10 protein-coding genes are annotated in these 12,693 nt (G+C 65.8%); all 10 read left to right on the top strand.

What is annotated here, in order from left to right:
- The 10 genes from hisS to V9G04_08620 all read left to right on the top strand — a co-directional run bounded on the left by hisS (position 1) and on the right by V9G04_08620 (position 12,641).
- Positions 1-1,347, top strand: a complete 1,347-nt coding sequence (gene hisS, locus V9G04_08665; protein MEI2713357.1) for a histidine--tRNA ligase — start codon at positions 1-3, stop codon at positions 1,345-1,347.
- A complete protein-coding gene (gene aspS, locus V9G04_08660; protein MEI2713356.1) occupies positions 1,344-3,116 on the top strand; it encodes an aspartate--tRNA ligase in 1,773 nt (590 codons plus the stop codon). The genes hisS and aspS overlap by 4 nt, the downstream gene beginning before the upstream one ends.
- 141 nt (positions 3,117-3,257) lie before the next feature.
- The gene (locus V9G04_08655) at positions 3,258-4,277 is read left to right on the top strand and encodes an ABC transporter permease (protein ID MEI2713355.1); all 1,020 of its coding nucleotides are present in this window, start codon (positions 3,258-3,260) and stop codon (positions 4,275-4,277) included.
- Positions 4,278-4,351: 74 nt separating this feature from the next.
- Entirely contained in the window at positions 4,352-6,130 is a 1,779-nt protein-coding gene (locus V9G04_08650; protein MEI2713354.1) for an ABC transporter substrate-binding protein, read from the top strand.
- Positions 6,131-6,275: 145 nt separating this feature from the next.
- A complete protein-coding gene (locus V9G04_08645) occupies positions 6,276-7,289 on the top strand; it encodes an ABC transporter permease (GenBank protein ID MEI2713353.1) in 1,014 nt (337 codons plus the stop codon).
- Positions 7,286-7,567, top strand: coding sequence for an ATP-binding cassette domain-containing protein (locus V9G04_08640; GenBank protein ID MEI2713352.1), 282 nt, complete (start codon positions 7,286-7,288; stop codon positions 7,565-7,567). Before V9G04_08645 ends, V9G04_08640 begins: the two co-directional genes overlap by 4 nt.
- Positions 7,536-8,378 (top strand): ABC transporter ATP-binding protein, encoded by an 843-nt coding sequence (locus V9G04_08635; GenBank protein MEI2713351.1) that lies wholly within the window; start codon positions 7,536-7,538, stop codon positions 8,376-8,378. Before V9G04_08640 ends, V9G04_08635 begins: the two co-directional genes overlap by 32 nt.
- Entirely contained in the window at positions 8,375-9,697 is a 1,323-nt protein-coding gene (locus V9G04_08630; protein ID MEI2713350.1) for a dipeptide ABC transporter ATP-binding protein, read from the top strand. The genes V9G04_08635 and V9G04_08630 overlap by 4 nt, the downstream gene beginning before the upstream one ends.
- Positions 9,698-9,806: 109 nt before the next feature.
- The gene (locus V9G04_08625; GenBank protein ID MEI2713349.1) at positions 9,807-11,063 is read left to right on the top strand and encodes a replication-associated recombination protein A; all 1,257 of its coding nucleotides are present in this window, start codon (positions 9,807-9,809) and stop codon (positions 11,061-11,063) included.
- Positions 11,064-11,216: 153 nt separating this feature from the next.
- Positions 11,217-12,641, top strand: a complete 1,425-nt coding sequence (locus tag V9G04_08620; protein MEI2713348.1) for an HNH endonuclease signature motif containing protein — start codon at positions 11,217-11,219, stop codon at positions 12,639-12,641.
- Positions 12,642-12,693: the final 52 nt, after the last annotated feature.

The following is a 12,693-nucleotide window of genomic DNA, read 5'->3' as shown; positions in this document are numbered from 1 at the left end:
ATGGCCCAGAAGATCGGCCCGCTCAGCGGGTTCCCCGAGTTTCTCCCTTCACAACGCGTCGTGGAACGCGAGGTGATCGCGAGTCTGTCGCGCTCCTTCGAGTTGCACGGTTTCGCCAACATCGAGACCCGCGTCGTGGAGCCACTGGACCGGCTCGCCAAAGGTGGGGAGATCGACAAGGAGATCTACGTCCTGCGTCGGCTCCAGGCCGAGGACAGCGGTGACGACAGTGGGCTGGGGCTGCACTTCGACCTGACCGTGCCGTTCGCGCGCTACACCCTGGAGCACGCCGGTCACCTGGAGTTCCCGTTCCGTCGTTTCCAGATCCAGCCTGCGTGGCGCGGCGAGCGTCCGCAGGAAGGCCGCTATCGACAGTTCACCCAGGCAGACGTCGACATCGTCGGGCGCGACGTCTTGGCGTTCCACCACGACATCGAGGTCATGCGGGTCATGGTGGAGGCACTCGACGCGCTCCCGATCCCGCCGGTCTCCTTCCAGTTCAACAACCGCAAGCTGATCCAGGGCTTCTACCGGGGCCTTGGCATCGCCGACGTCACGGCCGCCATCCGCACCATCGACAAACTCGACAAGCTGCCTGCCGAGGAGGTCGCCAGGCTCCTGGTTGACAACGCGGGGGCCACGCCCGAGCAGGCCGAGAAGGCACTCGAGCTCGCGAGCATCAGGGTCGCGGACACCAGCCTCGTTGAGCGGGTGCGCGCTCTCGGCGTCGACGACGAGTTGCTCGACGAAGGCCTGGGCGAACTTGCCGCGGTCGTCGAGGGGTGTGCCGCAGGTGGTCACACCAAGGTGACAGTGGAAGCCAATCTGCGCATCGCCCGCGGGTTGGACTACTACACCGGCACCGTCGTGGAGATCTTCATGACCGGGTACGAGCGCCTGAAGTCGGTCGGGGGTGGTGGTCGTTACGACGCTCTGGCCAGTGACGGGCGTACGACTTATCCGGGCGTGGGCGTCTCCTTCGGCGTGTCGCGCACGCTGATCCCGCTGATCGCCGACGGCGTCCTCGCCGGGAGCCGCCCGGTGCCCAGCGCGGTCCTTGTCGCGGTCACCGATGAGGAGAGCCGTGCCGAGTCGGAGGCGGTCGCGTCGGCGCTTCGCAAGCGTGGCATCGCGACCGAGGTCGCGGCCGCACCGCAGAAGTTCGGCAAGCAAATTCGTTTCGCGGAGCGTCGCGGCATTCCGTACGTTTGGTTCCCCGGCTCGGGGGACCAGGCCCATCAGGTCAAGGACATCCGCTCCGGGGATCAGGCCGACGCCGACCCGGGGGAGTGGACCCCGCCCGCCGTCGACCTGCATCCGATCGTCATTACCAAGGAGAACTCATGATCCGCACCCACGACGCCGGCACGCTGAGTGCCGCCAACATCGGCGAGACGGTCGTCCTCGCCGGGTGGGTTGCCCGCCGCCGCGACCACGGTGGTGTCGCCTTCCTCGACCTGCGCGAGGCCAGTGGCGTCGTCCAGGTCGTCGTACGCGACGAGCAGGTCGCCAGCAGCCTGCGCAACGAATTCTGCTTGAAGATCACCGGTGAGGTCGTCCGCCGCAAGGACGGCAACGAGAACGCCAACCTCGCGACCGGGGAGATCGAGGTCGTCGCCGCAGACGTCGAGGTGCTCTCGGCGAGCGCTCCGCTGCCGTTCCCCATCGACGAGCATGTCGAGGTCGGCGAGGAGGCGCGGCTGCGCCACCGTTATCTCGACCTACGGCGCCCCGCCCCGAACACCGCGTTGCGGCTGCGCAGCAAGGTCAACAAGGCCGCCCGCGACGTGCTCGACGCCCAAGGCTTCGTCGAGATCGAGACCCCGACGCTGACTCGCAGCACTCCCGAAGGCGCGCGCGACTTCCTGGTCCCGGCCCGGCTGCAGCCTGGCAGTTGGTACGCCCTGCCGCAGAGCCCGCAGTTGTTCAAGCAGTTGCTGATGGTCGCCGGGATGGAGCGCTACTTCCAGATCGCACGCTGCTATCGCGACGAGGACTTCCGCGCCGATCGGCAGCCGGAGTTCACCCAACTCGACCTGGAGATGAGCTTCGTCGAGCAGGACGATGTCATCGCCGTCGCCGAGGATGTCCTGGTCGCGCTCTGGCGCCTGATCGGCCATGAGATCACCACGCCGATCCCGCGGATGACCTATGCCGATGCGATGGCCCGCTTCGGCTCCGACAAGCCCGACCTGCGGATGGGCCAGGAGTTGGTCGACTGCACCGACTACTTCCAGGACACCACGTTCCGGGTCTTCCAGGCCGACTACGTGGGCGCGGTCGTGATGCCCGGTGGTGGCAGTCAGCCTCGGCGGCAGTTCGACGCCTGGCAGGAGTGGGCCAAGCAGCGTGGTGCGAAGGGCCTGGCGTACGTCACCCTCGCCGAGGACGGCACTCTCGCAGGGCCGGTCGCCAAGAACCTCAGCGAGGCCGAGATCGCCGGTCTGGCCGAGCACACCGGCGCCCAGGCCGGTGACTGCATCTTCTTCGCCGCGGGTCCCGCCAAGTCCAGTCGGGCACTGCTCGGTGCGGCGCGGCTGGAGATCGGTCGGCGCACCGGCCTGATCGACGACGACGCGTGGAGTTTCGTGTGGATCGTGGACGCGCCGCTGTTCGAGCCAGCATCCGACGCGGTGGCGAGCGGCGACGTGGCCGTGGGTGCCGGCGCGTGGACGGCCGTACACCACGCGTTCACGAGCCCCCAGGATCTGGCGACCTTCGACGCCGACCCAGGCCACGCACTGGCGTACGCGTACGACATCGTCTGCAACGGCAACGAGATCGGTGGTGGCTCCATCCGTATCCACCGAGACGACGTGCAGAAGCGGGTCTTCGCGGTGATGGGACTGACCGAGGAGGAAGCGCAGGAGAAGTTCGGCTTTCTGCTCGAAGCCTTCAAGTTCGGCGCGCCGCCCCACGGTGGCCTGGCCTTCGGGTGGGACCGCATCGTGGCCCTGCTGTCGCGGTCCGAATCGATCCGTGACGTCATCGCGTTCCCGAAGTCGGGGGGCGGTTTCGACCCGCTCACCGCGGCGCCCGCGCCGATCACCGCGGAGCAGCGCAAGGAGGCCGGTGTGGACGCGCCGCGCACGCCGGAGCCCGCCCGAACCGACTGAGACCAGATCGTTACCGCGAGGTGACCATCACACGTACCTGGGTCATCTAGAGTCGCGGCGGCGCCGATCCTTGGCGCACCGGATCTTTGGGCGATCCCCGAAATACCGATCCGGCCCCTCGATAACCACGAAGAGGTGCGCATGGCGACACCCACGGCAGGGCCCGAGACACTCGGTGCCTTGAGCGACGAGGCGAAGCTCGACGATCCCAACAGCACCAAAGCCAAGGAGATCAGCGGCAAGTCGCCGATGCAGATCGCCCTTGGCCGGTTGCGCAAGGACAAGATCGCCGTCGTGTGTGCATGCATCGCACTGTTCTTCATCCTGGTCGCGATCTTCGCCGGTGTGATCGCCAAGGTCTTCGGGGTGTCCCTGGAGACGCAGTTCGCGATCGACGTGCTGGACCCGTTGAGCCAGCTGCCCAAGAAGGGCCCGCCCAACCATGGTTTCGATCCTGAGCACCCGTTCGGTGTCGCGCCGAAGACCGGTGACGACAACCTGGCCCACTGGGTCTACGGCTGCCGTACGTCCTTGGTGATCGCCGGCAGCGCGACGCTCTTCGCGGTGCTCTTCGGCCTGTTCATGGGCCTGACGGCCGGCTTCTTGGGCGGCAAGGTCGACAAGGTGATCTCGTTCATCACCGACTTCTTCTTGACGGTGCCGTTCCTCTTGGCCGCGCTCACCTTGGCGCCGATCATCAACCAGCGGTTCTCCACCAGTGAGCACTACTTCACGATCCAGCGGTTCGTGCTGATCGGGGTGTTGGCGATCTTCGGCTGGATGGGCATCGCGCGCATCATCCGCGGTGAGGTGCTTTCCTTGCGCGAACGCGAGTTCGTCCAGGCCGCCCGGGTGCTGGGCATGCCGACCAGCCGCATCATGATCAAGGAATTGCTGCCTAATCTGGCCGCGCCGCTGATCATCGCGTCGTCACTGTTGCTGCCTGGCTTCGTGGCGGCTGAGGCCGGACTGGCTTACCTGGGCATCGGTGTCACCTCGGGGGCGTCCTGGGGCCAGACGATCGACAAGGCGACGCGCTACTTCGACAATTATCCGCTGTATCTGTACGAACCGATGATCGGCATCGTGCTGCTGGTCCTCTCCCTCAACCTGCTGGGTGACGCGATCCGCGACGCCCTCGACCCCAAGACCCGGCGCTGACGGGTCTCCACAACACGTCACCGTGCCCCAGTCCGGAGCCGGTACGAATCAAAGAAACAGAAAGGCTGGACAGCATGAGACGGAGCAAGCCGCTTTTTGCGATTGCCACCGGCGTTGCGTTGTTCTCCCTGGCCGCGTGTGGCGGTTCGGGCTCGGACGACGGCGACACGCCCACGAATGACCGCACCTTCAAGGGCACTGAGGAAACCATCGCCAAGGACGCCGAGCGTCAAGGCCCGGCGCCCGAGGTCGACGGAGCGGCCACTGGCGGCACCATCACGGTGTACCTGCCCAGCGACCCCGGCCCCACGGACCTCGACCCCACCGGCGGCTGGTCCGTCACGGGCAACTCGATCCAGCAGGCTCTGGTCAACCGGTCGCTGACGCAGTACGCGCGTGACAACGAGTCGGGCGAGATGATCCTGGTTCCCGACCTCGCCGAGGACCTGGGCACGCCCAACGACGACTTCACCGAGTGGACCTTCACCATCCGTGACGATGCCACCTGGGAGACCGGTGACCCGGTCACCGCGGAAGAGGTCGCCTTCGGCATTACCCGCTCGCTGGACTCCAAGCAGTTCCCGTCCGGCCCCGGTACGGAGTACTCGACGCACTTCTTCAAGGGCGCGAACAAGTACGCCGGCCCCTACACCGACAAGGGCAAGAAGTGGAACGGCATCTCGTTCGACAACGACGCCCGCACCGTGACCATCAAGATGTCCACCCCGTTCCCGGACATGGACTACTGGGGCGCCTTCATGGCGATGGGCCCGGCGCCGCTCGGTGACGCGTCCCAGCCGCCCGACTACGGCAAGAAGCCGTGGGCGACCGGCCCCTACAAGGTTGAGTCCTTCCGTCCCGAGGAGGAGCTCGTCCTGGTCAAGAACGACCAGTGGAGCCCCGACTCCGACCCGGCTCGCCACCAGTACGCCGACTCGTGGGTCTTCAAGTTCAACGCCGACCAGGCTCAGGTCGACGAGATCATGCTGAGCGGCAACACCGAGTCGCAGACCGCGCTGTCGGCCAGCCTCGGTTCCGACAACTACACCAAGGCCGACGCCGAGCTCGGCGACCGCCTGGTGCAGCAGTCGGCACAGTGCACCAGCTTCTGGTCGCCGGACTACACCAAGATCAAGGAGCTCGAGGTCCGCAAGGCGCTGGCCTGGGCCTACCCGTACGAGTCGGTCTGGCTGGCCAGCGGTGAGCTTCCGGGCGTCACCCGTGTTCCGGCCAACTCGATGATGCCCCCGGGCATGGCGGGCAAGAAGGAGTACTACGCGGACGGCGAGCAGTTCAAGTACGACGCCGAGAAGTCCAAGGAACTCCTCAAGGAAGCCGGCTACGAGCCCGGTGACTACCAGATCGAGATGCTCTACTCCGAGGAGAGCCTGGCCAAGGCGTCCTTCGAGCAGATCAAGAAGGGCCTGGAGGAGGGTGGCTTCTCGGTGAAGGGCTACCCGATCCCGGAGACCGAGTCGCCGTACTCCTACTGGCTCGACCCCGACAACAAGATCAACAAGAAGCTCAACCTGCGTGGCGTGAACTGGTGCTCGGACTGGCCGTCGGGCTCCACCATGCTCCCGCCGCTGATCAAGACCGGCGCCGTCTACAACACCGCCCAATTCTCGGAGGCGGAGATCGACGACGCTATGGACGCGATCTACACCATGCCGCTCGAGGACCAGGCTGCTGCCTGGGGTGACCTGGACGAGAAGGTCGGCACCGAGTACCTGCCGATCATCCCGACCGCGTTCCGCAACGACCTGTTCACCTTCGGTGAGAAGATCGGCAACCCGACCGGTGACGGTGCGCTCGGTGCGCCCAACTACAAGGACCTCTACGTCATGAAGTGATGAGCCTCGTGCTCATCACACTCGACAGAGTGTCTAGCAACATCTGAGTCGGTGGGGGTCTTCGGAATCCGAAGGCCCCCACTGGCCAGCCTTGACCCAACCCGTACCCCTCTAATGTTGCGGGACCCCGAGTGGAGGTAAGCAGTTGTTCGCCTACATCGTGAAGCGACTTCTGGCCGGCACCGTCGTGCTGTTCCTCGTTTCGCTGAGCATCTTCTTGCTCTTCTGGTACGGACCCGCGTCACCGGCCCAGCCGATCTGCGACCGCGAGACCAGCAACCGCTGTACGCCCGAGCGGCTGCAACGTTTCGAAGAGGCGATGGGCTTCAACAACTCCTGGGTCGACGAATACGGCAAGTACATGAAGGGCGTGTTCGTCGGGCGTGAGATCGAGTTCGGTCCCGGCAATGTCAAGCCCTGTGCGGCCCCCTGTCTGGGTTACAGCTACCGCACGGCCCAGCCGGTCTTCTCGGAGATGAAGGAGCGCCTGCCGGCCACCTTCTCCGTCGCCATCGGCGGATCGTTCCTCTACCTGGCCCTCGGCATTCCCATCGGCATCGCAGCAGCGCGAAGACGAGGCACCCTCGGGGACAAACTGCTGGTGTCGAGCTTCCTGGTCGTCAGCTCTGTTCCCTATTACTTGTTCGCCCTGTTGACCTGGCTCTTCCTCACCTTGAAATGGGAGGCGCCGCTGATCGGCAACCCGGGCTACAACGACTTCAAGTTGAGCAATCCCTGGCCGTGGTTCTCCGGCCTGCTGCTCGCCTGGATCTGTCTGGGCATCTTCGGCTGTACGACCTATACCCGTTATGCGCGCGGTTCGATGGTCGAGACCCTGAGCGAGGATTACATCCGCACCGCCAAGGCCAAGGGACTACCCACCCGTACGGTCGTCTACAAACACGCCTTACGCTCCGCGCTGGTGCCGGTCGTGACCATCTTCGGCATCGAGTTCGGCACCTTGTTGGCGGGCACGATCTTCACCGAGAAGATCTTCGGCATCAACGGCATCGGCTATTGGAGTCTGCAAGCCGTCACCAGCAAGGACCTGCCGGTAGTGTCGGCCACTGCCCTCTTCAGCGCAGCCGTGCTGATCTTGTCCAACCTGATCGTCGACGTGATCTATTCGATCCTCGACCCGCGAGTGAGGCTGTCGTGACCGAGACTCCTGTGGCTCGCCACTCGTCCCCAGACGGCGAACCTTTCCTCGTCGTCGAGGATCTCACCGTCAGGTTCCCCACCGAGGACGGTCTGGTGTCCGCGGTCACGGGGTTGAGCTATTCCCTCGAACTCGGCAAGACGCTGGGCATCGTGGGCGAGTCCGGCTCCGGCAAGTCGGTGTCCAGCATGGCGGTGCTGGGCCTGCACGACGCCGAAATCCAGCCGGATCACCGGCTCGATCCGGGTGGGAGGCCAGGAGATCGTCGGCCTCGGTGAGTCCGGCATGCGCAAGTTGCGCGGCAACGCGATGGCGATGATCTTCCAAGATGCGCTGGCGGCACTGCACCCCTTCTACAAGGTGGGTGCGCAGTTGGCGGAGGCGTACCTCGTGCACCACCCCAAGGCCTCCAAGCGTGATGCCCGACGCAAGGCCATCGACATGCTCGACCGCGTGGGCATCCCGCAGCCGGACCGACGCGTGGACGACTTCCCGCACCAGTTCTCCGGCGGTATGCGTCAGCGGGCGATGATCGCGATGGGCCTGATCAACGACCCGTCGCTGCTGATCGCCGACGAGCCGACGACCGCCCTCGACGTGACGGTCCAGGCGCAGATCCTCGACCTGCTCCAAGACCTCCAGCGTGAGTTCAACTCGGCCGTGGTGATCATCACCCACGATCTCGGTGTGATCGCCGAGATGGCCGACGACGTGCTGGTGATGTACGCCGGGCGTTGCGTGGAGAAGGGCGCGACCAAGACGCTGTTGACGCAACCCGAGATGCCGTACACCTGGGGACTCCTGGGCAGCGTCGCCGACGTGTCCTCGGACCCCAATGCCCGCCTGATCCCCATCCCTGGCAACCCGCCGAGCCTGCTGAGCCCTCCGTCCGGTTGCGCCTTCCACCCGCGGTGCGTCTACAAGGACGAGGTGGCCGGCAATCTGTGCGCCACGACGCTGCCTGACCTGCTGCCGACGACCGGCGCCGGTCATCTGAAGCGGTGTCACCTGCCCAATCCCGACGCGATCTATCGGCGAGACGTGCTTCCCGAGATCGCCCCTGACCTCGTCGAGGAGCAGAGCCGATGACCGAACGCACCGATCAGCCGGACGAGATCTTTGAAGCTCCCATCTCCACTCGTGAGCAGGAGGCGACCGAGGAGACGTCTCGCGAACTTCCCGACGACGTCACGCAACAGCACGAGGCAGGCGTAGGCCCGGAGTCCTTCGAGGAACTCGCAGGATCGGGAAATGCGCCCACAGCCCTTGACCCTGATGCCAAGCCGGTGCTGACGGTCGACAACCTGAAGATGTACTTCCCGGTGAAGTCGCAAGGGCTGATCCGGCGCACGATCGGGCACGTGCAGGCTGTCGACGGGATCTCATTCGAGGTGCCCGAGGGTGGCTCACTGGGTCTGGTGGGGGAGTCAGGGTGCGGCAAGTCGACGACCGGCCGGCTGATCACCCGTCTTTACACCCCTACCGCGGGCTCGATGATCTTCGACGGCCAAGACATCGCCAAGATGTCCAACCGCGAACTCAAGCCGTTGCGCCGCCACGTCCAGATGATCTTCCAGGACCCCTACACCTCGCTCAACCCACGCCACACCGTGGGCTCGATCGTCGGGGCCCCGCTTGAGGTGCACAAGATCGTCCCGAAGAACCAGGTGCTCAAGCGCGTGCAGGAGTTGTTGGAGGTCGTCGGCCTCAACCCCGAGCACTACAACCGTTATCCCAACGAGTTCTCCGGCGGTCAGCGCCAGCGCATCGGAATCGCTCGCGCGCTGACCCTCAACCCGCGTCTCCTCGTGGCTGATGAGCCGGTGTCCGCGCTGGACGTGTCGATCCAGGCCCAGGTGATCAACCTGCTTCAGGACTTGCAGCGCGAGTTCAACATCGCGTTCTTGTTCATCGCCCACGACTTGGCGGTCGTACGCCACTTCTGCCCCGAGATCGCGGTGATGTATCTGGGCAAGATCGTCGAGATCGGCGACCGCGACACGATCTACAACCGCGCCCACCACCCGTACACCCAGGCATTGCTCTCGGCGGTGCCGGACGTGAAGCAGGCTGCGGTGGGCGGTCGCCGTGAGCGGATCCGTTTGGAGGGTGACGTCCCGTCCCCGATCAACCCGCCTTCGGGGTGCCGTTTCCGTACGCGTTGTCATCTGGCTCAGGACATCTGCGCCAAGGTCGAGCCGCCGCTGTTGCAGATCGGGCCCCGCCACAAGGTGGCCTGTCACTTTGCCGGCGAGCTGGGTCAACACCCGGCGTCTCCGGTGACCACCAGCGTGCTGGGTGTCGACTCGGGTGGTGCACCTTCGGGATCCGCGCACCCGCAGTTGGAGCAGCCTGGCTATGCCAACGAATGGTTCGACGTGAAGAAGCAGGCGATCGTCTCTGCCTGACTCGTCTGACTCTTCGCAGGGTCTGTTCTCTCTCCCTGGGGAACGCCCGGTCACGGGTGGTGGCTCCTTGGCCGCCAACACCAGCGCGTCGGCGCCGCTGGCCGTACGCATGCGACCGCGCACGCTCGACGAGTTGGTCGGCCAAGAGCAGTTGCGTGCCCCGGGAGCGCCGCTAAGGCAACTGATCGAGGGCGACCAGTCGATGTCGCTGCTGTTGTGGGGACCTCCCGGCACCGGCAAGACCACGATCGCGGGCATCGTCAGCCAGCAGACCGACCGTCGCTTCGTCGAGGTCTCTGCCGTCGCGGCGGGGGTCAAGGAAGTGCGAGCCGCGATCGATACAGCACGCAATGACCTGATCCGCACGGGGCGCGAAACCGTGCTCTTCGTCGACGAGGTGCACCGGTTCACCAAGGCCCAGCAGGACGCGTTGTTGCCCGGTGTCGAGAACCGCTGGGTGACACTGATCGCGGCCACCACGGAGAATCCGTTCTTCTCGGTGATCTCGCCGCTGCTATCGCGCAGTCTGCTGTTGCGGCTGGAGTCGCTGACCGACGACCACATTCGCGGGGTCATTGCCTCGGCCTTGACCGATGCACGCGGCCTTGCGGACCGCTTCACCTTGGACGACGACGCGCGCGAGCACCTCGTACGACTCGCCGGTGGCGATGCTCGCCGCTCGCTGACCTATCTGGAGGCGGCGTCCTCGGCGGCTGCCTCGAAGTCGTCGTCGGTGATCGACCTCGCGACCGCCGAGACAGCGGTTGATCAGGCGGCCGTGCGCTATGACCGCCAGGGCGATCAGCACTATGACGTGACGAGCGCCTTCATCAAGTCGATCAGGGGCTCGGATGCCGACGCGGCCCTGCACTATCTGGCGCGGATGATGGAGGCCGGGGAGGATCCACGGTTCATCGCCCGCCGTCTGGTGATCTTGGCGTCCGAGGACATCGGGCTGGCCGACCCCACCGCCCTGACCACCGCGGTCGCAGCTGCTCAGGCGGTGCAGTTGATCGGGATGCCGGAGGCCCGCCTCAATCTGGCTCAAGCCACCATCGCGCTGGCGGTCGCGCCGAAGTCCAATGCCGTGATCAAGGCGATCGACGCGGCTTCGGCCGACGTACGCGCCGGCAAGATCGGCCAGGTGCCGCCGCACCTGCGCGACGCGCACTATGGCGGCGCGAAGAAGATCGGGCACGGGGCGTCGTACGTCTATTCGCACGACGAGCCGTTCGGCATCGCCAAGCAGCAGTACGCCCCGGACGTCGTCATCGACGCGCGCTATTACGAACCCACCTCCCTGGGCGCCGAAGCCGCGATCAAGGAACGCTGGGAGCGGATCCGCAAGATCGTGCGCGGCAAGTAGTTGCCTGGCTCACCGGGCCATCGGAAGCTCAAGGGCACGTGAAATCCTGGCCGCCATTCATGCCGATAACGGTTGGATCACAGTCCCGATCTCCCTTGTGGACAAGGGCGTTTGAGCCTCCTAAATGTCGGTGGTCGCGTGTTCAGTGGACCCATGTCCAACACCGCGATCGCACTCCCCGAGATGGGGAGCGACGTGGGCGATCAATCACCCGCCCGCATCCTCGCGACCGCGCGCGAGGCGCTGCGGGTCGAGGACGAAGCGAGCGCGCTGAAGTTGCGCTGTGCAGTCGCCTGGGCTGACGCACACCCGCCGGAGCATCCGGCCTACGCGGCCACGTTTGCGGCCCCTGGGCTCGACGGTGGTGAGTCGCTTGCCGGTGACGGCTGCCCGCTCGTGGCCGAGCACGCGGTTGCGGAGTTCGGCACCGAGATGGGCATCTCGACAACTTCGGCCAAGAAGCTGATCGGCCACGCATTGGAACTGCGCCATCGGCTGCCAAGACTCTGGGCACTCGTGCACGCCGGCCGGGTGGCCAGTTGGCGGGCGCGGCTGGTCGCCGAGGAGACCATCCACGCATGCCCGAGCCTGCCACCGGAGGCCGCTGCTTGGGTGGATGCGCAGGTGGCCGCGGTTGTGGGGAAGGTCGGGCCGGCACAGGTCGAGCGTCTCGTCGCGGAGGCGATCAAACGGTTCGAGTTGGCAGCGCCCGATCCTGCCTCTGACCCGGTCGATGGTTGGGAGCATGTCGATCCCCGGCACGCGACGCTGCACCGCGACGCGCTCCACTTCGCCGGCACCTTGCGCTTCGAAGCCGAACTCGACTTGGCTGAGGCGCTCGACCTCGATGACGCCCTGTCGGCCGGGGCCGAGGCGCTGAAAGCGCTCGGCTTCGAAGGGTCGCTCGACGTGCGCCGTTCCATGGCGCTCGGTGACCTGGCTCGCACGCAGCAGGCGCTTGACCTCAATGGTGGCGATCAAGGCCAGGCTGTCGCCGAACTGGACCGTGTACGCGCCGGTGCATCGCGACAGGTCGTGCTGCACGTGCACCTATCGGCGGCGGTGCTCGGGGATGGTGGTCTGGATTTCGACCCGATCGGCCGCCTGGAGCAGGGTCAGCGCCTGATCTTGTTGGACCAGGTCAAGGAATGGGTCGGCCACACCCGCACCCGAGTGACTGTCGCGCCAGTCATCGACCTTGCGCGCGACAACGTGGCGCTCGGCTATGCCGTTCCGGCACTCATGCGCGAGCAAGTCATCTTGCGTGACGGCACCTGCACCTTTCCCTGGTGTTCACGGCCAGCGCGGGCTTGCGACATCGACCATGTGGTGCCTTATGACCACGAAGCGGACGCCCTCGGTGTGCCTCAGTCCGGGCCCACGAGACCTTCGAATCTCACCGCGATCTGTCGTCGACATCATCGATTGAAGACGCAGTCACCTTGGCGAGTCGAGATGCCCTCACCCGGGAAACTGGTGTGGACGAGCCCGCACGGGCACCGATATTTGCGCGACTTCGGGGGCACCACTCGACTGGATGGGGGCGAAGAGTCTCCGCCCGCACGAGCACGAAGTTGACCCCGCCCCCACCCCGCGCACGGCCCGGCGCGGGGCCATTGGCATGCCGCGG

This window comes from Nocardioides sp., from assembly GCA_037045645.1.
In the GTDB taxonomy this organism is placed as follows: domain Bacteria; phylum Actinomycetota; class Actinomycetes; order Propionibacteriales; family Nocardioidaceae; genus Nocardioides.
Note: the sequence above shows the minus strand (reverse complement) of the source record. Positions and strands in the feature narration are given on the sequence as shown.